This window comes from Pseudomonas nitroreducens NBRC 12694 (assembly GCF_002091755.1).
GTDB classification, from domain to species: domain Bacteria; phylum Pseudomonadota; class Gammaproteobacteria; order Pseudomonadales; family Pseudomonadaceae; genus Pseudomonas; species Pseudomonas nitroreducens.
This window is the reverse complement of record NZ_BDAI01000005.1, coordinates 194,682-218,432: the sequence shown is the minus strand read 5'-3', so window position 1 is coordinate 218,432 and position 23,751 is coordinate 194,682. Positions and strand designations below refer to the sequence as shown.

General features: G+C 66.6%; 22 protein-coding genes and 1 pseudogene. 10 read left to right on the top strand and 13 right to left on the bottom strand.

Features of this window, described 5'->3' with window-relative positions:
• Positions 1-37 precede the first annotated feature (37 nt).
• Together PNI01S_RS15895 and pdxR are read right to left on the bottom strand one after the other, a co-directional pair.
• Complete coding sequence (locus tag PNI01S_RS15895) at positions 38-2,056, bottom strand: ribonucleoside triphosphate reductase (RefSeq protein ID WP_084358584.1); 2,019 nt, start codon at positions 2,054-2,056, stop codon at positions 38-40.
• Positions 2,057-2,212: 156 nt separating this feature from the next.
• Positions 2,213-3,643: a MocR-like pyridoxine biosynthesis transcription factor PdxR gene (pdxR, locus tag PNI01S_RS15890; protein WP_084358583.1), complete on the bottom strand. Its 1,431-nt coding sequence runs from the start codon at positions 3,641-3,643 to the stop codon at positions 2,213-2,215.
• A 262-nt stretch (positions 3,644-3,905) separates the two neighbouring features.
• Here pdxR and cbpA point away from each other — a divergent pair, with 262 nt between their 5' ends.
• Entirely contained in the window at positions 3,906-4,871 is a 966-nt protein-coding gene (gene cbpA, locus PNI01S_RS15885; RefSeq protein ID WP_084358582.1) for a curved DNA-binding protein, read from the top strand.
• Positions 4,868-5,170: a chaperone modulator CbpM gene (locus PNI01S_RS15880; RefSeq protein ID WP_024766161.1), complete on the top strand. Its 303-nt coding sequence runs from the start codon at positions 4,868-4,870 to the stop codon at positions 5,168-5,170. The genes cbpA and PNI01S_RS15880 overlap by 4 nt, the downstream gene beginning before the upstream one ends.
• 4 nt (positions 5,171-5,174) lie before the next feature.
• Here PNI01S_RS15880 and PNI01S_RS15875 read toward each other — a convergent pair whose 3' ends face one another.
• Together PNI01S_RS15875 and PNI01S_RS15870 are read right to left on the bottom strand one after the other, a co-directional pair.
• A complete protein-coding gene (locus PNI01S_RS15875) occupies positions 5,175-5,930 on the bottom strand; it encodes a hypothetical protein (protein WP_065085521.1) in 756 nt (251 codons plus the stop codon).
• A gap of 330 nt (positions 5,931-6,260) precedes the next feature.
• Positions 6,261-6,650, bottom strand: a pseudogene (locus tag PNI01S_RS15870) (NADPH-dependent FMN reductase); the annotation flags it as partial.
• 186 nt (positions 6,651-6,836) lie between these two features.
• Between PNI01S_RS15870 and PNI01S_RS15865 the strand changes: the two are divergent.
• From PNI01S_RS15865 to PNI01S_RS15855, 3 genes are read left to right on the top strand one after another with little or no spacing between them, the layout of a single operon-like run.
• Positions 6,837-7,577, top strand: a complete 741-nt coding sequence (locus PNI01S_RS15865) for an NAD-dependent epimerase/dehydratase family protein (protein ID WP_037011683.1) — start codon at positions 6,837-6,839, stop codon at positions 7,575-7,577.
• A complete protein-coding gene (locus tag PNI01S_RS15860) occupies positions 7,574-8,068 on the top strand; it encodes a cupin domain-containing protein (protein WP_084358581.1) in 495 nt (164 codons plus the stop codon). The genes PNI01S_RS15865 and PNI01S_RS15860 overlap by 4 nt, the downstream gene beginning before the upstream one ends.
• Positions 8,069-8,090: 22 nt before the next feature.
• The gene (locus tag PNI01S_RS15855; RefSeq protein ID WP_084358580.1) at positions 8,091-8,936 is read left to right on the top strand and encodes an arylamine N-acetyltransferase family protein; all 846 of its coding nucleotides are present in this window, start codon (positions 8,091-8,093) and stop codon (positions 8,934-8,936) included.
• Between the two features lie 6 nt (positions 8,937-8,942).
• Here the strand turns inward: PNI01S_RS15855 and PNI01S_RS15850 are convergent, their stop codons facing one another.
• From PNI01S_RS15850 to PNI01S_RS15815, 8 genes are all read right to left on the bottom strand, one after another.
• On the bottom strand, positions 8,943-9,581 hold the full coding sequence (locus PNI01S_RS15850; protein ID WP_084358579.1) for a hypothetical protein: 639 nt from the start codon (positions 9,579-9,581) through the stop codon (positions 8,943-8,945).
• A gap of 122 nt (positions 9,582-9,703) precedes the next feature.
• Positions 9,704-10,159: a DUF2214 family protein gene (locus PNI01S_RS15845; RefSeq protein WP_084358578.1), complete on the bottom strand. Its 456-nt coding sequence runs from the start codon at positions 10,157-10,159 to the stop codon at positions 9,704-9,706.
• Between the two features lie 36 nt (positions 10,160-10,195).
• Positions 10,196-11,239, bottom strand: coding sequence for a sensor domain-containing diguanylate cyclase (locus PNI01S_RS15840; protein ID WP_024766169.1), 1,044 nt, complete (start codon positions 11,237-11,239; stop codon positions 10,196-10,198).
• A 17-nt stretch (positions 11,240-11,256) separates the two neighbouring features.
• Positions 11,257-12,606, bottom strand: a complete 1,350-nt coding sequence (locus PNI01S_RS15835; RefSeq protein WP_038803363.1) for an MATE family efflux transporter — start codon at positions 12,604-12,606, stop codon at positions 11,257-11,259.
• A 64-nt stretch (positions 12,607-12,670) separates the two neighbouring features.
• Positions 12,671-13,072: a YkgJ family cysteine cluster protein gene (locus PNI01S_RS15830; protein WP_084358577.1), complete on the bottom strand. Its 402-nt coding sequence runs from the start codon at positions 13,070-13,072 to the stop codon at positions 12,671-12,673.
• A gap of 82 nt (positions 13,073-13,154) precedes the next feature.
• Positions 13,155-13,694, bottom strand: coding sequence for an isopentenyl-diphosphate Delta-isomerase (gene idi / locus PNI01S_RS15825; protein WP_084358576.1), 540 nt, complete (start codon positions 13,692-13,694; stop codon positions 13,155-13,157).
• On the bottom strand, positions 13,691-14,272 hold the full coding sequence (locus tag PNI01S_RS15820) for an NUDIX hydrolase (RefSeq protein ID WP_084358575.1): 582 nt from the start codon (positions 14,270-14,272) through the stop codon (positions 13,691-13,693). Before PNI01S_RS15820 ends, idi begins: the two co-directional genes overlap by 4 nt.
• Positions 14,273-14,348: 76 nt before the next feature.
• Positions 14,349-14,798, bottom strand: a complete 450-nt coding sequence (locus PNI01S_RS15815; protein ID WP_024766173.1) for a DMT family transporter — start codon at positions 14,796-14,798, stop codon at positions 14,349-14,351.
• A gap of 126 nt (positions 14,799-14,924) precedes the next feature.
• Here PNI01S_RS15815 and PNI01S_RS15810 point away from each other — a divergent pair, with 126 nt between their 5' ends.
• Positions 14,925-15,326, top strand: coding sequence for an SRPBCC family protein (locus tag PNI01S_RS15810; protein WP_084358674.1), 402 nt, complete (start codon positions 14,925-14,927; stop codon positions 15,324-15,326).
• Positions 15,327-15,416: 90 nt separating this feature from the next.
• Here the strand turns inward: PNI01S_RS15810 and PNI01S_RS15805 are convergent, their stop codons facing one another.
• Positions 15,417-17,453 (bottom strand): FAD-dependent oxidoreductase, encoded by a 2,037-nt coding sequence (locus tag PNI01S_RS15805; RefSeq protein ID WP_089285835.1) that lies wholly within the window; start codon positions 17,451-17,453, stop codon positions 15,417-15,419.
• Positions 17,454-17,973: 520 nt separating this feature from the next.
• Between PNI01S_RS15805 and fdnG the strand changes: the two genes are divergently transcribed.
• The 4 genes from fdnG (at position 17,974) to fdhE (ending at position 23,735) form a co-directional block, all read left to right on the top strand.
• Positions 17,974-21,051 carry a formate dehydrogenase-N subunit alpha gene (gene fdnG / locus PNI01S_RS15795; RefSeq protein WP_089285834.1) on the top strand — a complete coding sequence of 1,026 codons (3,078 nt, stop codon included), beginning with the start codon at positions 17,974-17,976 and terminating at the stop codon, positions 21,049-21,051.
• A gap of 8 nt (positions 21,052-21,059) precedes the next feature.
• Positions 21,060-21,992 carry a formate dehydrogenase subunit beta gene (gene fdxH, locus PNI01S_RS15790; protein WP_084358572.1) on the top strand — a complete coding sequence of 311 codons (933 nt, stop codon included), beginning with the start codon at positions 21,060-21,062 and terminating at the stop codon, positions 21,990-21,992.
• 57 nt (positions 21,993-22,049) lie between these two features.
• Complete coding sequence (locus PNI01S_RS15785; RefSeq protein WP_024766181.1) at positions 22,050-22,676, top strand: formate dehydrogenase subunit gamma; 627 nt, start codon at positions 22,050-22,052, stop codon at positions 22,674-22,676.
• Between the two features lie 126 nt (positions 22,677-22,802).
• Positions 22,803-23,735: a formate dehydrogenase accessory protein FdhE gene (gene fdhE, locus PNI01S_RS15780; protein WP_084358571.1), complete on the top strand. Its 933-nt coding sequence runs from the start codon at positions 22,803-22,805 to the stop codon at positions 23,733-23,735.
• Positions 23,736-23,751 lie beyond the last annotated feature (16 nt).

The following is a 23,751-nucleotide window of genomic DNA, read 5'->3' as shown; positions in this document are numbered from 1 at the left end:
AGTGCTCCTTTTTGCGGGGATGAAAGTGAACGGAGGATCAGCCGCCACAGCAGCTCTTGGGCGCGGCCTTCTGCAGCGCGGCTTCGTCGCACTTCGGGCAGAACTCGTGTTCGCCGGCGAGGTAGCCGTGTACGGGGCAGATGGAGAAGGTCGGCGTCACCGTCAGGTAGGGCAGGCGGAAGCGCCCGAGGGCGGTGCGCACCAGCGTCTTGCAGGCCTCGGCGCTGGAGATGCGTTCGGCCATGTACAGGTGCAGCACGGTGCCGCCGGTGTACTTGCACTGCAGCGCGTCCTGCAGCTCCAGCGCCTCGAACGGATCGTCGGTGAGGCCCACCGGCAACTGCGAGGAGTTGGTGTAGTAGGGCGCATCCGGCGTGCCGGCCTGGAGGATGCCGGCGTGGCGCTTGCGGTCCTCGCGGGCGAAGCGGTAGGTGGTGCCTTCGGCCGGGGTGGCTTCGAGGTTGTAGAGGTGGCCGCTGTCTTCCTGGAAGCGCACCAGTCGCGCCCGTACATGGTCCAGCAGCTCCAGTGCGATCTGCCGGCCGGATTCGGTGTGCAGGCCTTCGCGGTCACCGGTGAAGTTGCGCACCATCTCGTGCAGGCCGTTCACACCGATGGTGGAGAAGTGATTGCGCAGGGTGCCGAGGTAACGTTTGGTGTACGGGTAGAGCCCGGCATCCATGTGCTGCTGGATGACCTTGCGCTTGACCTCTAGGCTGTCGAAGGCCAGCTCCAGCAGGTGGTCGAGCTGGGCGTAGAGGGCGGCAGCGTCGCCGCGATGGCGGTAGCCCAGGCGCGCGCAGTTGAGGGTCACCACGCCCAGCGAACCGGTCTGCTCCGCCGAGCCGAACAGCCCGTTGCCGCGCTTGAGCAGCTCGCGCACATCCAGTTGCAGGCGACAGCACATGGAGCGCACCTGGTTGGGCTGCATGTCCGAATTGAGGAAGTTCTGGAAGTACGGCAGGCCGTAGCGCGCGGTCATCTCGAAGAGGCGCGTGGCGTTGTCGCTGTCCCAGGGGAAATCGTGGGTGATGTTGTAGGTCGGGATCGGGAAGGTGAACACCCGGCCGTGGGCGTCGCCGGCCTGCATCACTTCGATGTAGGCGCGGTTGATCAGGTCCATCTCGGCCTGCAGGTCGCCGTAGGCGAACGGCATCTCCACGCCGCCGACGTAGGGAACCTGCTCGCGCAGGTCTTCCGGGCAGACCCAGTCGAAGGTCAGGTTGGTGAAGGGCGTCTGGGTGCCCCAGCGCGACGGCACGTTGAGGTTGTAGATGAACTCCTGCAGCGCCTGGCGCACCTGTTGATAACTCAGGCCGTCCTTGCGCACATAGGGCGCGAGGTAGGTGTCGAAGGAGCTGAAGGCCTGTGCGCCGGCCCACTCGTTCTGCAGTGTGCCGAGGAAGTTGACCATCTGCCCCAGTGCGCTGGACAGGTGCTTCGGCGGCCCTGCCTCGACCCGCCCCGGTACACCGTTCAGGCCTTCGCTGAGCAGGGTGCGCAGCGACCAGCCGGCGCAGTAGCCGGCGAGCATGTCGAGGTCGTGGATGTGCAGGTCCGCCTCGCGGTGGGCGACGGCGATGCCCTCGCTGTACACCTCGTCCAGCCAGTAGTTGGCGGTGACCTTGCCCGACACGTTGAGGATCAGCCCGCCCAGGGAGTAACCCTGGTTGGCGTTGGCGCGCACCCGCCAGTCTTCGCGCGACAGGTATTCGTTCATCGAAGCGGCGACATCCACCAGCGTCTTGCGCTCGCGCCGCAGGCGTCCGTGGCGTTCGCGGTAGACGATGTAGGCGCGCGCGGTGGGGTAGTGGCCGGCTTCCATCAGGGCGCGCTCGACCACGTCCTGCACCTGTTCCACGTCGAGATCATTCTGCGCCGGCAGGCGCGCCAGCACGCGGCGGGTCAGCTCCTGGGCGTGGGGCGCGGAGAGCTCGCCGCTGGCTTCGCCGGCGGCGGCAATGGCGCGTTCGATCTTGCTCGAGTCGAAGACTACGGCGTTGCCATTGCGCTTGCGCAGGCTGGCGGGAAGGGGGGCGGTCCGTGTCAGAGGCATTGGCTGGATTCCACAACATGATGTGTCTCGATTTATTCGAGACAACAAGATGTTGTGGAAATCTAACGACTTCGTCTGAAGGAAAATTGACCTCGGTCAACGTCACCTGTCAGCCAGGTTTCGCCATCGGAGGTATTGACCGCTGCTCGGCGTGAATCAGTCCAGCAACGGCGCCAACCGCTCTGCCAGGCGTCCTGCGAGCTTCTCGTCGCTGACGTTGGTGAAACTCATGAGCAGTGCCGGCTCGCGCCTGGCCTCCACGCACCAGGCGTTCAGCGCTTGCAGACCGAGACCGTCCGCGTGGGCGCGGCGGGCGACGGCGAGGTCATCCTGTTCCAGTGCGCCGACCAGGTGCAGGCCCCCGGGCGTGTCGGCGAAGCGCAGGCGCTCGCCGAGGCGATCTTCCAGCGCGCTGCGCAACCACTGGCGGCGCAGTGCGTAAAGCGTGCGGGTGCGCTTGAGGTGACGGGCGAAATGGCCTTCCTGCATGAAGTCGCAGAGGGTCGCCTGGAGCAGCTCGGCGCAGCCTGAGGTGAATACCTGCTGGGTGCGCACGAAGTCTTCCACCAGTTCCGCCGGTACCACGAGATAGCCCAGGCGCAGCGCCGGGTAGAGCACCTTGCTGAAGGTGCCGGTGTAGAGCACGCGGCCTGCGCGGTCGAGGCTTTTCAGCGCCGGCAGGGGGAAGCCGGCATAGCGGTACTCGCTGTCGTAGTCGTCCTCGACGATCCAGGCGCCGCTGCTCGCCGCCCAGTCCAGCAGGGCCAGGCGCCGCGGCAGGCTGAGGGCGACGCCGGTGGGGCTTTGCTGCGACGGCGTGATCAGGGCGAAGCGCGCATCCGGCGCGCGGGCAATGCCGTCCTCCACACGGAGGCCGTCTGCATCCACCGCGACCGGCACCGGCACGCCGCCGGCGCGGCGCAGCAGTTCGCGGCCGCGCGGGTAGCCGGGGTCCTCGTGCCAGAAGCGCTGGCCGGGCTCCAGCAAAGTGCGGCTGATCAGGTCCAGCGCACCCTGGTAACCCGCGCAGATGAATACCTGTGCCGGGTCGCAGGCGATGCCGCGGGAGATGCCCAGGTAGCCCGCCACCGCCTCGCGCAGCGGGCCGTAGCCGCAGGGTTCCGGGTATGCCAGCATCGAGGCGCCCTGCTGGCGCAGGCGGCGTGCGCACAGGCGTGACCAGAGCGCGCGGGGGAAGGCGTCCAGTGCCGGCACGCCGAGCTGGAACGGCCGCAGGGCTGGGCCGTGGGCGATCAGGCCGGGCAGACTGCGCTCTACGGTCGCAGGGGGGGCGACGACGGGCAGGGCAGCCTCCGTGCGGCCGGCGAGTTGCGGGGAGACCACGGTGCCGGCCGGCCCGCGCGCTAGCAGGTAGCCTTCGCTGGTCAGCAACTGGTAGGCCAGTTCGACGGTGCCGCGCGCCACGCCCAGCTCGCCGGCCAGCCCTCGTACTGGGGGCACCCGCTCGCCCGGCCGCAGTGCGCCACGGGTGATGGCGTCGCGGATGCGCCCATAGAGCTGCCGATAGATCGGCAGCTCATGGCTGGGGTCCAGCGGCTGGCGGAACGAGTCGGTGGGTGTGCTCATGGCCTGGAAGGTTCGTGGGTAGGTGGGGGAAATGACTATGCCATGACCGGTATCAAGTCGTCCCGGCAGACCCGATGCAGGATCAGCGTCTAGGCTTGCAGGCAGTGTTGAAAAGCGGGCGCGACGCCTCCATCTGGTAGGTCAGAACCCGCTTTTCCACCTGTTCGCCTCGCAGTGCGCGCAGCGGCTTCGGCTGCCCGCGCGAATCCCCCGTGTCCCAGGCGCCGACAGGTCCAACGCATGTGAGGAGTGACCGCTACCGATGGAATTCAAGGATTACTACGCGGCGCTCGGGGTCGAACCCGACGCCGATGAGAAGGCGATTAAGACCGCCTACCGCAAGCTCGCGCGCAAGTACCATCCGGACGTCAGCAAGGAGCCGGACGCCGAGACGCACTTCAAGGAGGTCTCCGAGGCCTACGAAGTGCTGAAGAGCCCGGAAAAGCGCGCCGAGTACGACGAACTGCGTCGTTACGGTCCGCAGGGGCCGCAGTTCGAGGCGCCCCCTGGCTGGCAACCGCGCGGAGGCTTCGACGGCCCGCCGCCAGGGCACGAGCAGGACTTCAGCGACTTCTTCGAGCAGATTTTCGGCGGCCGCGCAGGTCCCCAAGGCGGCTTCGGTGGCGCTCGCCAACCGCGCCAGCACCGTGGCCAGGACATCGAGATGAAGGTGCCGCTGTTCCTTGAGGAGACCTTGTCCGGCGAGAGCCGGCCGATCAGCTTCAGCCTGCCCAGCTACGACGAGTACGGTCGCAAGCTGCCGCCGCAGAACAAGTCGCTGAACGTGAAGATCCCCGTGGGCACCGCCGACGGCGAACGCATCCGCCTCAAGGGGCAGGGCGCGGCGGGTATCAACGGCGGGCCGGCGGGCGACCTGTACCTGGTGATTCGCCTGGTACCGCACCCGGTGTTCGACGTTGATGGCCGCGACCTCATCGTCACCGTACCGGTGGCGCCCTGGGAAGCGGCGCTCGGTGCCAAGGTGGAGGTGCCCACCCTCGGTGGCCGAATCAACCTCGGCATCCCGGCCAACAGCCAGGCCGGCCAGCGCCTGCGCATCAAGGGCAAGGGCCTGCCGAACAAGGGCGATGCCACCGCCGGCGATCTCTACGCCGTGCTCAAGGTGGTGATGCCGAAGACGGCGGACGAGGCGACCCGCAAACTCTGGGAAGAACTGGCTGCCAAGGCGGCCTTCGACCCCCGTGCCGAATGGGGTAAACGCGCATGACGACGACAGTGATGGTGGTGGACCTCGACGAGCTCTGCCAGTCGGTGAACCTCCCCCGCGACGTGCTCGTCGAGATCGTCGAGGTGGGCATCGTGGAGCCCCGTGAGCAAGGCGCAGGGCACTGGGTTTTCGATTACCAGGCGGTCAGCGTGGTGCGCCGTGCCGTGCGCCTGCGCCGCGAGTTCGAACTGGACTGGCCGGGCATCGCGCTGGCGCTCCGGCTGCTGGACGAAGTCGACGAACTGCGCGCGGAGAACCGTTACCTGCGCCAGCGCCTGGCGCGCCTGCTGGAAGACTAGGCCGCTACTGCGATGCCGCCGCCGTGGCGGCATCCAGCGGGATGAACTGCACCAGACCGATGATCGGCGCGGCGAGGATGCCTTGCACATAGTTGATGCCGCTGCGGCGCAGGCTTTCGTCGCTGGTTTGGGCGAGCAGCTCCAGACGCCCGATCATGCGGCCGAACTCGCGCTCGAAGGACAGGTTGCGCCCGGCGGCGCTGATCTCGTTGGAGAGCAGCAAGGGTTGGCCACTGGTATCGGTCCGGCTGGCCAGCAGCCAGGCGGCGACCTCGATGTTCCAGGCCGCGTTGGCGGTCTTCTGCGAATTCAGCCCGCTGAGCAGGTGCTGGGTGGTGGTGCCGCCATAAAGCTCCATCAGCATGCTGCCGATCCCATAGATCAGGGCGCCGGCGCGATCGCCCTGGAACTCCATTTCGAAGGCCACCGGCAGGGCGGCGACGGAACGCTTGTCGCCCAAGCCGATCAGCGGGCGCTGCTCGACGATGGCCTCCATCACGTTCTGGTGCGCCTCTTCCCGCGACCGGGCGCCGGTTTTCCTCCACTCCCTCGGGTTGCGCTTGTAGAGCTTGTCCAGCAGCCGTGAGAGGCTTTCCAGGTTATCGCCCATCGCCAGGTTGGCGGCGCGGTTGGCATCGTTCTGTAGCAGCTGCCCGGCCTTGAAGCTTTCACCATCGATATCCTTCTTCACCGGCGGCGATGTGCAGCCAGCGAGCAGGGCAAGGGCGAGGGTGCAGAACGAGACGTGGCGGGGGAACATGGATGGTCCGGGCGGGAAAGGCGAGCCTGAACCATGGCGCGCGCGAGGCTGTGCAGCCAGTTGGATCAACGGTGAAGGGCAATCTGAGCAGAGGCCTGCGACCGGCTGCTCAGATTGGTGAGGCGGGAAGGCGCCGGCGAGTGTCGGTGCCTGCGGTGTTCAACGTGGCTGGTTCTGTTCGATCCAGCCGGCGAAGGCGTCGATGATGCTCTGCAGGAAGGGCTGGGTCTTTTCCGACAGCTTGCCGGCTTCGTCGAAGAAGCCGCCGGCACCGCCCAGGTAGGCCTCGGGTTGCTGCAGCACCGGCATGTTGAGGAATACCAGGGACTGGCGCAGGTGGTGGTTGGCGCCGAAGCCGCCGATGGCGCCTGGCGATGCGCTGACCACGGCGCAAGGCTTGGCGTTCCAGGCGCTCTTGCCGTACGGCCGGGAGCCGACGTCGATGGCGTTCTTCAGCACGCCCGGCACCGAGCGGTTGTACTCGGGCGTGACGAAAAGCACCGCGTCGGCTCGGCCGATGCGCTCGCGAAAGGCAGCGTAGCTGGCGGGCGGGGTGCCTGCGTCGAGCTCTTCGTTGTACAGCGGCAGGTCGCCGATCTCGACGATTTCAAGCTTCAGGTTGGTCGGCGCCAGTGCGGCGAATGCCTTGGCGATCTTGCGATTCAGGGATTCCTTGCGCAGGCTGCCGACGACCACGGCAACATCGAAGACTTGGCTCATGACGACTCCTCGGGAAAGCGGTAGTTGAGTCGTTTGTTATAGACGATGCCGGCGGTCCTGGCCGGACCTGGATCAAGAAGGCCGGTCGCATGTCCCAGTCATTCGGCGCGATCTTGGCTCTGTGTGGTAGGGCATCACGCTCCTAGAGTGAGGCCATGTCCTGAATTGCCCGAGTCGAGGTCCACCATGTGCATGAAAGTGTTTTTCGCCGGCGCCAGCGGTGCCATTGGCCAGCGCCTGCTGCCCTTGTTGCTGGAGCGTGGCTATGAGGTGCTGGCGATGAGCCGCTCGCCCGAGCGCGCCGCTCGCATCGAGGCTGCCGGCGCTCGGGCGCTGGTGCTGGATGTCTTCGATGGCGACGGTCTGCGGGACGCCGTACAGGCGTTCGGACCGCGCTGGGTGATCCATCAGCTGACCGATCTGCCCGCTGGTCTCGATCCGGCGCAGATGCCCGCCGCCCAGCCGCGCAATGCCCGCGTGCGCCGCGAAGGCACTGCCAACCTGGTGGCGGCTGCGCGTGCCGCCGGCGTCGAGCGCATGGTCGCGCAGAGCATCGCCTGGGCCTACCGGGCCGGCGAGCAGCCATTGCACGAGGAGCAACCGCTGGACCTTGGCGCCGAAGGCCCGCGCGCCATCAGTGTCGGCGGCGTAGCAGCGCTGGAAAATGCCGTGCTCGGCGCCCAACCTATGGAAGGCATCGTGCTGCGCTACGGCCGGCTCTATGGCCCCGGAACAGGAGCTGAAACGGCTGATCCGCGGCTATCCGTGCATGTCGATGACGCGGCTCGTGCCGCGCTGCTGGCGCTGGAGTGGGGCGCCCACGGCGTCTACAACATCGCCGAGCAGGACGTCGAGGTCAGCTCTGCCAAGGCCCGCCACCGGCTTGGCTGGCAGCCGGGCTTTCGCCTGGCGGGGACACCGGCATGAATCCGGCCGCGGGCCGCGAGTGGCGCATCGGGTTGGCGCTGGCGGCAGCCGTTGCGGCGGGTGCATTGCTCTGGCATCCCGCATCGCGCCCCGTGACGCTTCTTGCCGAAAGCCATGGCGGGCACTCCGCCGACGTGCGGCCGGCTACGCAGGTGAAGCGCCTATCCTGCGAGCCGCTGGCGGATATGCCCGGCAAGGTCGTCACCACGTTGCAGGTGGATTTCCCGCCCGGGGGCTTCACGCCCGCTCACCGCCATCCCGGCGCGGTGACTGCCATCGTGCTCAGCGGCCAGGTCCGCTCGCAGATGCAGGGCCTGCCGGCGCAGATTTACGGACCGGGGGAAACCTGGTTCGAGCCCAGCCGCGAGCTGCACCTGTTCGCCGAGAACCCCAGCGCCAGCGAACCCGCGCGGCTGCTGGCGGTGATCGTCAGCGAGGAGAATTGCGGGCCGCTGGTGATTCCCGAACCCACTGCCCGGAGCACGCCTTGATGCTTCGCGAAAGGAGACTCGCATGACCCCGCTCACCCCCTTCGACACCGCCCAGCTCGATGCCACCCTGGCGCGCCTTGGCCTGTCGTCGGAGCGCCCCGCCCCGACCCTGGAGAACCTCGACCGGCTGATCGTTGCGGCATTGCACCGGTTGCCCTTCGAGAACCTCGACGTCCTGCTGGACAAGCCGGTGTTGATCGAGCCGGACGCGGTGTTCGAGAAGGTGGTCGAGCGTCATCGCGGCGGCTACTGCTTCGAGCTCAACAGCCTGTTCGCGCGCCTGCTGAACAGCCTGGATTACCGGGTGACGCTGCTGGTGGCGAGGGTGCGATGGGGGCTTGCGGCGGCTGCGCCGCTGACGCCGCAGACCCACCTGCTGCTGCGGGTCGACCTGGAGGAAGGTGCGCACCTGGTGGATATCGGTTTCGGCGGTCCGGCCTCGCCGCGTGCCCTGCCGTTGCGCATGGATGTGGAGCTGCCCGGCGGGTGGCGCATCAGCCAGAGGGGAGATGGGGAACTGGAGATGGCGACGCGCTCTGCCTCCGGCTGGCAGACGCTTTACCGCTTCACCCTGGAGGCCCAGCACTGGGCCGATTACACCATGCGCAACTGGTACACCTCGACCTACCCGCAGAGCGTGTTCCGCAATTCCCTGCGCGTGGCGCTGAGCGAAGAGGGCGCACGGTTGTCGCTGCTCAACGGGCAGTTCAGCCGGCGGACGACGGAAGGTGATGTCGAGCAGTCCAACATCGCTGATGTGGATGAGCTGCTGGCAGTCCTGCGCCAGCGCTTCCACCTGCAGCCCGTGTCGGCAGAGATCGAGCCCCTGCGCATGCGGCTGGCGCAACTGTTGCCGCCGAACAGCTGAGAGGGGTTATTGACCGGAAGCGGTGACGGTGGCGGGTACGTCGGGTGCCGCACCGATGGCCAGGCGCACGGTCCGGCCCGCCAGGTCACTGCGTCGCAGCGTACCGCCCGGCGTGGCATCGAACCAGCGGCCTTGCAGGTCTGATGCACTGCATTGCAGTCGCCGCTCGATGGTGCTGCCCGCTTCGGCCGGCGGCAACAGCCAGCGGCATTGGCCATCGAAGATGATCGCTCCTTGGCGCGGTGGTTCCCAGGCGGTGGCAGGCAGGTGATCGCGGAATGACAGGATGGCGAAGGCCTGGTCCGGTTGGACCACATCGTTGGGGTGAGAGGCGGACTCACCGTCGAGCTGGATCTGGATGCGGCTGAGCTGGCGCGTGCAGCCGTCAGCGCGAGCGATCAGTGGCACCTGGAAACTGACGCGCTGGGGTCGCGCAGCATGCCCCGGCGTATTGAACAGGTGATGACTGACGCTCTGCTTCGTCGCTCCGGAGCAGGTACCGCCTGGGGACGGAAGATATTGGGCGTCGCCGCGGAGTTGGAAGTCTCCCGGCAGGTCTGCTTCCAGTGTGAATTCATCGCTGGCGCAGCCGCCCAGGACGGCGACGGCCAGGAGGATACTGAAGCGGAAGGGGAAGTGGGGCATGTATGAAGCCTGCGGCAGTCGTAGCTGCGCAGAAGCATCCACTCCTCGCGGAAGCGCCTGAAGCGGATCAGTCCTTTTCAAATGTAGGAAAGTGGCAAACCGCACGAGTCATGTGACTCGGCTCAACCGATCATCCCGAAACCGCGCGCCATCAGGCTCGCCAGCAGCGGCAGGATCAGCAGCGCGAGCAGTTCGACGCGGATGATCATGATCACCCGCTTCGCCTGGCGCTCGCTGGGCGCCGGCACGCGCCCGGCCTTGAGCTCGTTGCGCCAGTTGAGGAAGGTCATGGTTGGCAGGATCGACAGCAGCGCCACCAGGACGAACAGGCCGATCTTGGCGTGGAAGATACTGTTGTGCAGGTAATACTCGGTGCCCTTGGCGAACCACACCACGCGTGCCGCGCCGGTCAACAGGACCAGGCCGGCGCAGGCGCCGTAGGCGAGGTCGACGATGACCAGGCTGCGCGCCCGCGACAGGTCCAGGGGCAGGCGGAACAACTGGTGCTCCAGCACCAGCAGGGCGAACAGGATGAAGATCGACAGGTAGTGCAGGTACGCGGCAATGGCTTGGGCCATGGAGGCTTCCTCGGATGGGGCCTTCTTATTGGGGATTCAGGCTTGGGCCGATGACGCGTGGAAAACCACCCGGTTGCGTCCGGCCTGCTTGGCACTGTAAAGCGCGGCGTCGGCGCGTTCCAGTGCCTGGTCCACGGCTTCCTCGCCGACCAGCAGGGTGCAGCCGATGCTCAGGCTCACCGGCAGTGGCCCGCTGGCCAACGGCACCGGCTCGTTGCCGATCAACTGGCGCACGCGTTCGGCGACCCGCTGCAATTCCTCGCCGTCCTTCACCTTGAGCAGCGCGACGAATTCCTCTCCGCCCTGGCGCACCAGCAGGTCGTCGGGGCGTAGCGCGGCGCGCAGGCGCCGGGCACATTCGCACAGCACCTGGTCACCGGCGGCATGGCCATGCTGGTCGTTGATCGACTTGAAGAAGTCGAGGTCGGCATACAGCACGCCCAGCTGCGCATGGCTTTCCCGCGCCATCCGGCATTCGCGCTCCTGGAAGGTCAGCAGGCCGCCCCGGTTCCACAGCTGGGTCAGCGGGTCGAGCAGGGCCTTGCGCTGTTCGCGGTCCATCTCCACGCGCAGGTCGCGGTTGTTCTGGATCAGTGTGCGCAGTTGCAGGTAGCCCTCGGCTAGGGTGGCGAGGTCGCGGAAATTTGCCTGTTGCGCCTGGGTCATGCTGCGCGGGCGCGGGTCGACCATGCACAGGGTGCCGATGGCCTGCCCATTGCCGGCGCGCAGCGGGCGCCCGGCGTAGAAGCGGATGTAGGGCGGGCCGAGCACCAGCGGGTTGTCGGCGAAACGTGCGTCGAGGGTGGCGTCGGGTACCAGCAGGGTGTCCTCGCCAAGAATCGCGTAGCCGCAGAAGGACACGTCGCGCGTCGTCTCGTTGGCGTCGAGGCCGACGCGGGCCTTGAACCACTGGCGGTCCTGGTCGATCAGGCTGATCAGAACCGTGTCGACCTTCACCAGGTCCTGGGTCAGCTGGACCAGCGTGTCCAGGTAGTGCTCGGCCGGGGTGTCGAGCAGGTTCATCTCATCCAGGGTCTGCTGACGCAGGGTTTCGTCAACGGGAATGGGACAAGCCGGCATGGCGTCTCCTCAACTGGTCAGGGGCTGGCAGGCACCTGCCAGGCATCTTGGCGCGTGAGCCTCCAGGCGTAGAGGGCGAGGATCACGCCGCGCAGCAACATGAAGCATAGGAAGGTTAGCCATAAACCGTGATTTCCCCAGCCCTGCAGCGCGATGCCCAGCGGCAGGCTGGCGGCACAGGCGAGCAGCATGGCGTTGCGCATCTCGCGGGCGCGGGTGGCGCCTATGAACAGGCCGTCGAGCAGATAGCTCCACATGCCGATCAGCGGCAGGCAGGCGAGGTAGGGCAGGTACTGGTCGGCGGTGGCGCGTACTTCGGGGATGTCGCTCTGCAGGGCGATGAACAGGTGCCCGGCGAAGGTGAAAAGGGCAACGAACAGCAGGCTGGCGATCAGTGACCAGCCGCAGGCGACCACCAGCGAACGACGCAGCGCGGTGCGGTCGCGGCTGCCGATGGCGTGCCCGCACAGGGCCTCCACCGCATGGGCGAGTCCGTCGAGGGCGTAGGAGGTGACCATCAGCCCGTTCAGCAGCAAGGCATTGGCGGCCACCGTGGCGTCGCCCAGGCGGGTGCCCTGCACCGTCAGCAGGAAGAACACGCCCTGCAGCGCCAGGCTGCGGATGAATATATCGCGGTTGACCATCAGCAGTGGGCGCCAACTGGCCCAGGCGCGCAGGCGAGTCCAGTCCGGCTGGCCGGAGTAGCGCGCCAGGGTCCCGCGGGTCAGCGCCAGGCCGAGCAGGGCGCCACTCCATTCGGCGAGCACGGAGGCCTTCGCCGCACCGGCGACGCCCCAGCCCAGGCCGATCACGAACCAGAGGCTGAGAACGATGTTGATGACGTTGGTGGTCAGCAGGATCGCCAGTGGCGCGCGGGCGTTCTGCGTCCCGAGGAACCAGCCGACCAGCGCGTAGGTGGCCAGCGCTGCCGGCAGGCCGAACAGGCGGATGTGGAAGAACTCGCGAGCCAGGGAGTCCAGCTCTGCGGAGGGGCGCATCAGCGCGAGCACGGGGCCGGTCAGCGGGATCGCCAGCAAGCCGAGCAGCAGCGCCAGACCCAGGGCCAGCAGGAGACTCTGGCCGAGTATCCGCCGCAGCGCGCCGCCGTCGTCACGCCCGGTCGCCTGCGCGGCAAAACCGGTGGTGCCCATGCGCAGGAAGCCCAGTACGCCCACCAGCAGGGTATAGAGCCCGCCGCCGACGGCCACCGCGCCGAGTTGGTGCGCGTGCGGCAGGTGACCGATCACCGCGCTGTCGACCAGGGTAACCAGCGGCACGGAGACGTTGGAAAGGATCATCGGCGCGGCGAGCGCCCAGACACGGCGGTGGGTTGGCGAATGCCGCCAGGCTTCGAGCAGGGAATTCATTCGGGGCTCCTGAGCAGGCCCGCAGTATAGCGAGCCGGGAGCCACCGATTTCAGCGGACGAAGGTCAGCCGGTTCTCTTGCGATAGGCGCAGTAGCCAGGGCGCGGGCCGACCTGCGGGTGGTTGCGACAGGTGTCCGGGCGCTTGGCGTAGACACTGCAGAGGCGGGTCTTGCGGTCGAGTAAGTAGCAGTCGCCGTTGCTGGTGCGGGTCAGGGTGAAGATGCCGCTCTTCTGGTTGAAGCGCTCGACGATGCCTTCCTTCAGCAAGCGTTTGGCGATGTTCTTTGCCGGCTCGTCGCGCTCGAATTCGTCGACGACGCCGATCCGGATCAGGTCGTTGACGTTGACTTCCGCCGGCATGGTGCAGCAGGTGGCGTTGCAGTCCTTGCACAGGCCCGAGGTGTACTTGGCCCAGGTTTCCAGGCGGTCCAGTTCAGCGTTGGCGATCAGCGGTGGTTTTCTCATGGGGGGCATTCGGCGGGGCGTTGCAAAGGTGCGCATCATAGTGGCGAGGCAGGGCAATTGCGCGCTCTTTCGACGAAGGGCCTCAGAGTGCCGTCAGCCCGCCGTGCTCCCGAAGGTGGGCGTTGAGCGCTGGATAGCAGAGGCGGAACCAGGGGGTGAAGCGGTCTGGGGCGGCGGCCATTTCCACTTCCAGGTCGGCCAGGGTGATGTAACGAAAATCGTCGGCCTCCTCCGGATCGGGGTGGGGTGGCTGATCGTCCACGGCGGCGAAGATATGCCCGTACTCGTTTTCGATGAGGCCGCCGGGCAGCTCCAGGCAGTAGCTGAACTCGAACAACTTGTGCAGGTGTACATGGACACCCATCTCCTCGCCCAGCCGGCGTTCGGCGGCGTCGAGGGCGGTTTCGTCGGGGTAGGGGTGACCGCAGCAACTGTTGCTCCACAGTCCGCCGCAGTGGTATTTGGCTTGCGCGCGGCGTTGCAGCAGCAGTTCCCCTGCCGGATTGAACAGATAGACCGAGATTGCCCGATGCCGCAGGCCCTGTCGGTGCGCCTCGAGTTTTTCCAGTGTGCCGACGGGGTTGTCGTGTTCGTCGACCAGAATCACCTGGATATCCGTCATGCAAGATCTCCCTCGGGGAATCCGAAACGCAGCCGGCCCAGGCGCATCAGGCCCAGTAGCAGGCAACTGAGGTGGCCGTTGTCGAGCAGCGAGCCGTCCAGCAGGCGCGTCTGCACCTCCGCCAGCGGCAGCGTCAGCACGACGATGTGCTCGTCGTCGTCCGGCTGCGGTTCGCGTACGCGTTGCCCCCCTGTGGCGAGGAAGGCATGCAGCAGGTTGTCATGGGTGCCGGGGTTGGGTGAGAGCGACAGCAACGGCTCGACCTGGTCGAACACATAGCCGGTCTCTTCCAGCAGCTCGCGCCGAATGGCATGTTCGCGGTCGGCGGCGTCCGGCTGGACCCAGCCGCCGGGCAGCTCCACTACCCAGTCTCGAACGCCGTGGCGGTACTGGCGCACGAGGAGCAACTCGCCATCGCGGGTCAGCGCCGTGGCATTGACCCAGTCCGGGTACTCGAGAACGTGGGCGGTTTCCGGCTCGTCGCGGCCGGGCCAGCGCAGGCGGTCGCGACGCAGGTTGAAGGTGCGGGAGCCGAATAGCCATTCGGACGGCTCGTCGCTGTGCGGGAGTGTATCCATGACGTGACTCGGCACGGTCCGGGTCCCAGCAGCATAGCCAGTGTGGCTTGGTTGTCGGGCCCGCCCGTCGGTCCGCTCAGCCCCTGCGGATCATCCAGATACCGATGGCGATGGCGACCATGCCGGCGACCTTCATAGCGCTGACCGGCGCTTCCTTGAAGCCGGCCCAGCCGAAGTGGTCCAGGGCCAGCGCCATGCCCAGTTGCCCGGCGAGCACCAGCACCATGAACATCAGCGCACCGACGCGCGGCGCGGCGAAGGCGGCGATGAAGATGAAGAACATCCCCAGGAAACCGCCGCACCACTGCCACCAGGGCATCCCGCGCATCGCTGCGAGGCTGGGGAATTCACGGTTGGCCAGGGTCAGCGCGAGCAGGCCGAGCATGCCGACAAAGAAGGAAATCAGCGCGGCGGCCAGTACGCTGGACACTTGCTTGGCCAGTTGACCGTTGATGCCCGCCTGCAACGGCAGGCAGGCGCCGGCGATCAGCGGCAGGACGAACATCCACCAGGGCGGCGTAGGCATGGGAAACTCCGGAAACGGCTCGCGGGCAGGGCGGCGAAGGGCCGTCCTGCGATCGAACGATGAAATGTAGCCGCGTAGTATGCACCAGACCGGAGCATTGCTCCCGTCCCGATGGAGGTCCCGATCATGGCCACCCGCGCTTCCCGCGTCCTCAGCGTCCGCATCGAGCGGACTCGCGATGCGGCCTACGACTTCCTCGCCGACCCGAATAACTTTCCTTACTGGGCTTCCGGGCTGTGCAGCGCCATCGCGCCGCTTGAAGGCGACCTGTGGCTGGCGCAGACACCCCAGGGGCCCCTGCGCGTGCGCTTTTCGCCGCGCAACGGGTTCGGCGTGCTGGACCACGACGTGCTACCCGAGCAGGCACCGGCCATTCATATCCCGCTGCGGCTGATCCCCAATGGCGATGGCTGCGAGTTGCAGTTGACCCTGCTGCGCCAGCCGCAGATGGACGACGCCACCTTCGAGCGCGATGCGCAGTGGGTGGAGCGCGACCTACAGGCGATCAAGGTGTTGCTGGAGGGCTGAGCCTGCCGCTGGGCGACGCGTAACGCGGCGCTTCATGCGCCCTGCATGATCCCAGGCGCAGACCATGCAACCGATCGTGCTTGTGCGCCGTTACAACCTTGCCGCCAGCTCCGCGCCCTCGCGGATGGCCCGCTTGGCATCCAGCTCCCGCGCCATGCTGGCGCCGCCGATGACGTGGTAGCGCAGGTTCTCCGCAGCCAGCGTCGGTTGCAGTTCCAGCAGAGGCTCCTGGCCGGCGCAGATCACCACATTGTCCGCGGCCAGGCATTGCTCTTCGCCATCGATGCGGATGTGCAGGCCGTCATCGTCGATGCGCAGGTACTCGACGCCGCCAAGCATTCGTACACCGTGATGCCTGAGGTGCGCGCGGTGCACCCAGCCGCTGGTCTTGCCCAGCCCGGCCCCCGGTTGCCCGGCCTTGCGCTGCAGCAGCCAGAGCTGCCGGCGGGGAGCGGCGGCGACCGGCGGGATCAGCCCGCCACCCGTGGCATTGTCCAGATCGATGCCCCACTGGCCGAGCCAATCGCCCAGCGGTTGCGGCCCATCGCGGTCGGTCAGCAGGAAGCTGGCGACGTCGAAGCCGATGCCGCCGGCGCCGATCAGTGCGACCTTCGCGCCCACCGGTGCGCCGCGCAGCACGTCGAGGTAGCTCAGCACCTTGGCGTGGGCGATGCCCGGGATCGACGGCGTGCGCGGCTGGATGCCGGTGGCGACTATCACCTCGTCGTACTCGCCGCTCAGTTCGCCGCGCTGGATACGCCGGCCCAGTTGCACCTGGACGCCCAGCTCGCCCAGTCGCACGGCGAAGTAGCGCAATGTCTCGTGGAATTCCTCCTTGCCTGGCACACGCTTGGCAAGGTTGAACTGCCCGCCAATCTCCCCGGCAGCCTCGAACAGCGTCACGCGATGGCCGCGCTCGGCGGCGACGCAGGCGGCGGACAACCCGGCCGGTCCCGCGCCGATCACCGCGATGCGTTTGTGGACGCTCGCCTTGCGGTAACGCAGTTCGGTCTCGAAGGCTGCACGCGGGTTGACCAGGCAACTGGCGCGGCGATTGGCAAAGGCGTGGTCCAGGCAGGCCTGGTTGCAGGCGATGCAGGTATTGATCGATTCCGCGCGGCCGGCGGCAGCTTTCTCCACGAACTGCGGATCGGCCAGCAGCGGACGGGCCATGGAGACCAGATCGGCGTGGCCCTCCGCGAGCAGGCGTTCGGCGACTTCCGGCGTGTTGATGCGGTTGCTGGCGATCACCGGCACGCGCAACTCACGGCGCAGGCGTGCGGTGACGTCGGCGAAGGCGGCGCGCGGCACCGAGGTGACGATGGTCGGCACCCGCGATTCGTGCCAGCCGACGCCGGTGTTGAGCAGGTCGATCCCCGCGCCTTCGAGGGCTCGTGCAACGGTGCGGACTTCGTCCCAGTTGTTGCCGCCTTCCACCAGGTCGAGCAGTGACAGGCGGTAGCTGATGACGAAGCGTTCGCCCAGCGCGCGACGCGTGCGGCGCACGATCTCCAGCGGCAGGCGCATGCGGTTGCCCAGGTCGCCACCCCAGCGGTCCTGGCGCTGGTTGGTGCGTGGGCAGAGAAACTGGTTCAGCAGGTAGCCCTCGCTGCCCATGATCTCCACGCCGTCGTAGCCGGCGGCGTGGGCGAGCTTCGCGCAGCGCACGAAGGCGGCGATGGTGCGCAGGATGCCGCGCTCGGAGAGCTCGCGCGGGGCGAACCAGCTGATCGGCGATTTCAGCGGCGAGGCCGAGACCACCAGCGGGTGATAACCGTAGCGCCCGGCATGGAGGATCTGCAGGAGGATGCGCCCGCCCTCGCGGTGCACCGCCTGAGTCAGGCGGCGGTGCGCCGGCACCTGCAGGCCGCTGGTCAGGCTGCTGCCCAGCGGCAGCAGCCAGCCTTCGCGGTTGGGGGCGAAGCCGCCAGTGATGATCAGACCGACGCCGCCGCGCGCGCGCTCTCGATAGTAGGCGGCGAGCTTGCCGAAGTCCCAGAGGCGATCTTCCAGCCCGGTATGCATCGAGCCCATCACCACGCGGTTGCGTAGCTGGAGGGCGCCCAGGTCGAGCGGGGCGAGCAGGTGAGGAAAAGGCGAGGCGGCGGACGGCATGGAAGCACTCATGGGCAATCAGGTCCTGCCACCCTAATGGGCCGGCGGTGGGTCGGTTAACGGCCCGGCTGCCGTTCCGTTCGGGCATTTCGGTCAAGCGTTTCGATTTGACAGACTGGCCACAGGTTCCAGACTTGTCCCATGGCAGGGCTTCGTGCCCCGAACGCTGGCTGAAGTGACGGAGGTCGTCATGAAAGCGATAAGAACAAGACATGCGCGCCATTACCTGCTCGCTGCCCTCATCGGTGTGGCCCTGCTCGGACTGCACGAAACCCTCCAGCCGGATCGCGCGCAGTCCGCCTGTCGTTTCGATGGGGCCTCTATCTCCTGCGCCTACCCGCCCGTTGCCCATTTAGGGGTACTCGCCAGTCCGTTCTGAGTGACGCACTGACGCGCGTCAATGCGCCGCAAAGTCTCCGCGTGCATGGTCTGCCCCGCTCAAAGCTGGCGCATTGCGTCCGCTTGGCTATCTTTTAAGCAGCAAGGGTCCGGCCATGCACCGGACGTACGCTGCCTGATCAGGAGACGCACGATGGATATGAACCGTCGGCAATTTTTCAAGGTCTGCGCCGTGGGCCTTGGAGGATCGAGCCTGGCGGCACTCGGGATGGCACCCCCGGATGCATTCGCCGACCAGATCCGCCATTTCAAGCTTGCGCGCACCGTCGAGACCCGCAACACCTGCCCGTACTGCTCGGTAGGCTGCGGCATCCTCATGTATAGCCAGGGTGATGCGGCGAAGAACGTCTCGCAGAACATCATCCACATCGAGGGTGATTCCGATCACCCGGTCAACCGCGGCACGCTTTGCCCAAAGGGCGCCGGCCTGCTCGATTTCGTCCACAGCCCCAATCGCCTGAAGTACCCGCAGATTCGCGAAGCGGGTTCGAGCGAGTGGAAGCGCATCGGCTGGGACGAGGCGCTGGACCGCATCGCCAAACTGGTGAAGGAAGATCGTGACGCCAACTTCATCGAGAAGAACGCCCAGGGCCAGACGGTGAACCGCTGGCTGACCACCGGCTTCCTGGCCGCGTCGGCGTCTTCCAACGAAGCGGGCTACATCACCCACAAGGTGATGCGTTCCCTGGGACTGCTGGCGTTCGACAACCAAGCGCGTGTCTGACACGGCCCGACGGTGGCAAGTCTTGCCCCGACGTTTGGCCGTGGCGCCATGACCAACCATTGGACCGACATCAAGAATGCCGATCTGATTCTGATCATGGGCGGCAACGCCGCTGAAGCGCATCCGTGCGGCTTCAAGTGGGTGACCGAAGCCAAGGCGCACAACAAGGCGCGCCTGCTGGTGGTCGACCCAAGATTCACCCGTTCCGCTTCGGTGGCCGACTACTACGCGCCGATCCGTACCGGCACGGACATCGCCTTCCTCGGTGGCCTGATCAATTTCCTGCTGGAAAACGACAGGTACCAGAAGGAGTACGTGCACAACTACACCGACGTCTCCTTCATCGTGAAGGAAGGCTTCGGCTTCGACGACGGTCTGTTCAACGGCTATGACGCCGAGAAGCGCACCTACCCGGACAAGTCCTCCTGGCAGTACGAGCTGGGTGAGGACGGCTTCGCCAAGGTCGACCCGACCCTGACGCATCCGCGCTGCGTGTTCAACCTGATGAAGCAGCACTACAGCCGCTATACGCCGGATGTGGTGAGCAACATCTGTGGCACGCCCAAGGACATGATGCTCAAGGTGTGGGAGGAGATTTCCACCACCGCCGCACCGGGCAAGGTGATGACCATCATGTACGCCCTGGGCTGGACCCAGCACTCGGTGGGCGCGCAGATGATCCGTACCGGCGCGATGGTCCAACTGCTGCTGGGCAACATCGGCATGCCCGGCGGCGGGATGAACGCCCTGCGCGGTCACTCCAACATCCAGGGCCTGACCGACCTGGGGCTGCTGTCCAACTCGCTGCCCGGCTACCTGACCCTGGCTGGCGACGCTGAGCAGGATTTCAACGCCTACCTCGCCAAACGCACCAGCAAACCCCTGCGTCCGGGGCAGTTGTCCTACTGGCAGAACTATCCCAAGTTCCACGTCAGCCTGATGAAATCCTGGTTCGGCAAATCCGCCACCGCCGAGAACAACTGGTGCTACGACTGGCTGCCCAAGCTGGACATGCCGGGCGCCGGCTACGACGTGCTGCGCTACTTCGACATGATGTACCAGGGCAAGGTCAACGGTTACTTCTGCCAGGGCTTCAATCCCATCGCCTCGTTCCCCAACAAGGCCAAAGTCAGCGCTGCGCTGGCCAAGCTGAAGTGGATGGTGGTGATGGACCCGCTGGCCACCGAAACTTCCGAGTTCTGGCGCAATGCCGGCGAGCACAACGACGTCGACACCAAGGCCATCCAGACCACGGTGTTCCGCCTGCCCACCAGTTGTTTCGCCGAGGAGGACGGCTCCATCGTCAACTCCGGCCGCTGGCTGCAATGGCACTGGAAGGGCGCCGAGCCGCCGGGTGAAGCGCGCACCGACATCGCCATCATGAGCGGCCTGCTGCATCGCCTGCGCGAAGCCTATCGCAAGGACGGCGGCAAGTTCCCCGACCCGATCCTGGGCCTGGACTGGCCGTACCTGACGCCCGACGAACCGACTCCGGAGGAGATCGCCAAGGAGTACAACGGCAAGGCACTGGCCGACCTCGTCGACCCCGCCAATGGCATGGTACTGGCGAAGGCGGGCGAGCAGTTGCCCGGCTTTGCGCTGCTGCGTGACGACGGCAGTACTGCCAGTGGCTGCTGGATCTTCGCCGGCTCCTGGACGCAGCAGGGCAACCAGATGGGCCGCCGCGACAACAGCGATCCCTACGCCATGGGCCAGACCCTGGGCTGGGCCTGGGCGTGGCCGGCCAACCGGCGCATCCTCTACAACCGCGCCTCGGCCGACGTCAGCGGCAAGCCGTGGGACCCGCTGAAGAAGCGCCTGGTGTGGTGGAACGGCAAGGCCTGGGGCGGCACCGACATCCCGGACTTCAAGCCCGACTCGGCGCCGGAAGCGGGGATGAACCCGTTCATCATGAACCCCGAAGGCGTGGCGCGCTTCTTCGCCGTCGACAAGATGGCCGAGGGCCCGTTCCCCGAGCACTACGAGCCGTTCGAGACGCCGATCGGCGTCAACCCGCTGCACAAGAACCCGCAGGCGATCAGCAGCCCGGCGGCGCGGGTGTTCAAGAACGACATGGAGCTGTTCGGCACGGCGAAGGAATTTCCGTACGCCGCGACCACCTACCGGCTCACCGAGCACTTCCACTTCTGGACCAAGCATTGCCGCCTGAATGCCATCGTCCAGCCGGAGCAGTTCGTCGAGATCGGCGAGGCGTTGGCCAAGGAAATCGGCATCAAGGCCGGCGACCGCGTGAAGGTGTCCTCCAACCGCGGCTTCATCAAGGCGGTGGCGGTGGTGACCAAGCGCATCCGTCCGCTGCAGGTCAACGGCCAGACCGTGCACCATGTGGGCATTCCCCTGCACTGGGGCTTCTCCGGCGTGGCGCGCAACGGCTACCTGACCAACACCCTGACCCCCTTCGTGGGTGACGGGAACACGCAGACGCCGGAGTTCAAGTCCTTCCTCGTCAACGTGGAAAAGGCGTGAGGTGACCCATGAGTAGCCAAGACATCTACGCCCGCTCCGCCACCACCTTGCCGTCGCCCTCGGTGCGGCACGAGGAGGAAGTGGCCAAGCTGATCGACGTGTCCAAGTGCATCGGTTGCAAGGCCTGCCAGGTCGCCTGCTCGGAATGGAACGAGCTGCGCGACGAGGTGGGCCACAACCACGGCACCTACGACAACCCGATCGACCTGACGGACCAGTCCTGGACGGTCATGCGCTTCACCGAGCACGAGAACCCCAACGGCAACCTCGAGTGGCTGATCCGCAAGGACGGCTGCATGCATTGCGAGGAGCCGGGTTGCCTGAAGGCCTGCCCGAGCCCCGGGGCGATCGTGAAGTACGCCAACGGCATCGTCGACTTCAACCAGGACCACTGCATCGGCTGCGGCTACTGCATCACCGGCTGCCCGTTCAACATCCCGCGGATCTCGCAGAAGGACCACAAGGCGTACAAGTGCACCCTGTGTTCCGACCGCGTGGCCGTGGGCATGGAGCCGGCCTGCGTGAAGACCTGTCCGACCGGCGCCATCGTCTTCGGTACCAAGGAGGACATGAAGGAACACGCTGCCGAGCGCATCGTCGACCTGAAGTCCCGTGGCTTCGAGCACGCGGGTCTGTATGACCCCGAAGGCGTCGGCGGCACGCACGTGATGTACGTGCTGCACCATGCCGACCAGCCGTCGCTGTATGCCGGGTTGCCCGACAAACCGGCGATCAGCCCGCTGGTAAGCCTGTGGAAAGGCCTGACCAAGCCGCTGGGCCTGCTGGCCATGGCCGGCGTGGTGCTGGCCGGGTTCTTCCACTACACCCGCATCGGCCCCAACCGGGTCGAGGAGGACGAGGAAGACGGCCCCGACCCGCAGGCGCCGGTGCACAAGGTCGACCCATCGGTGCATGACTATGATCCGCGCGATCCCCGCTGACTGACGTCCGCCCTCCTCGCGGGGTGGGCGGAAAAGGGCAGCAAGGAGCCCGACGACATGAAAAAAGATATCCAGCGTTACAACGCCAACGAACGGAGCAACCACTGGATGGTGGCCATTCTGTTCTTCCTCGCCGGCCTCTCGGGGTTGGCGCTGTTCCATCCGGCCATGTTCTGGTTGACCAACCTGTTCGGCGGCGGGCCGTGGACGCGCATTCTCCATCCCTTCCTCGGGGTGGCGATGTTCCTGTTCTTCCTCGGCCTGGTGATCCGCTTTGCCCACCACAACCTGGTGGAAAAGCGCGATGTACAGTGGCTGAAACAATGGCGCGACGTGGTGACCAACCGCGAGGAGAACCTCCCCGAGGTCGGGCGCTACAACGCCGGGCAGAAGCTGCTGTTCTGGACCCTGCTGCTGTGCATGCTGGTGCTGCTGGTGACCGGCTTCGTGATGTGGCGGGCGTACTTCAGCCACTTCTTCGGCATCGACATCATCCGCATCGCCTCGCTGCTGCATGCCTTCGCCGCCTTCGTACTCATCTGCAGCATCCTGGTGCACATCTACGCCGGCCTCTGGGTGAAGGGTTCGATGGGCGCCATGCTCTACGGCTGGGTCAGCCGCGGCTGGGCGCGCAAGCACCACGCTGCCTGGCTCAAGGACGTGGACAAGGGCAAGGGCCACTGACCCTCGACGTAATCGCCGGCTGAGGCCAGTGCACTCGCCGGCACGAACCATCCCCTCTCTCTTCCGGGAGAGGGCTAGGGAGAGGGGCTATTCAGGCCCCGCTCCGAACCCAACAAGGAGTCCTGCGTGTCAGGCCGAATTCTTGAACCCGGGCAGATCGAAGCTGCCGCAAACATCCCGCCGCTGTTCAATCTCCCTCTCCAAGACCTGTTCTCCCGCCGCGCCGCACGCCTGCGCGAACTGGCACCGGATAATCCGCTGCAGGGCTACCTGGAGCTGATTGCCGGGGTCTGCGACGCTCAGCAGGTGCTGCTGGACCGCAAGCTGTTCCTGCCCACGCCGGATGCCGCCGCGCTGGCCCGCAGCCAGGAACACCGCATGCCGCCGCTGGCCTACGAAGTCCTGGTGCGCGAAGGTGCCTGGCTGCCGCTGCTGGATGCTTTCCTCGATGCCTATGAGCTCACCGCCAACCCGGCCGTGGTCGAGGCGCTGAAGACACTGCGCAACGCCGACTCCGGCCAGCGCAAGGCCTGGGCACTGGGCCTGCTCAACGGCCAGTTCGACCTGCTGCCGCCAGCCCTGGTGCCCTTCCTCGGCGCCGTACTGCAGGTCGCCTTCAGCCAGTGGCTGCTGCAACTGCCGGAAGACACCCTGGTGGAATCCGACAGCCAGGCCCTCTGCCCGGCCTGCGGCGCGCCGCCGGTGGCCGGGATGATCCGCCACCAGGGCAAGCACGCCGGGCTGCGTTATCTGGCCTGCTCGCTGTGCTCCTGCGAATGGCACTACGTGCGCGTGAAGTGCAGCCACTGCGCCGAGAGCAAGGGGCTGGCCTACTACTCATTGCAGCGCGAAGGCGTGGCCAGCGACCAGGCGCCGCTCAAGGCCGAAACCTGCCCTGGCTGCCAGTCCTACCTCAAGCAGTTCTACCTGCAGCACGACAAGCACGCGGAACCCCAGGCGGACGACCTGGCCAGCCTCGCCCTGGACATTCGCCTCGCCGAGGACGGCTATTTGCGCAGCGCGCCAAACCTGCTGCTGGCGCCGGGTGGCGGTGGCTGAATCTGCTCTTCGTAGG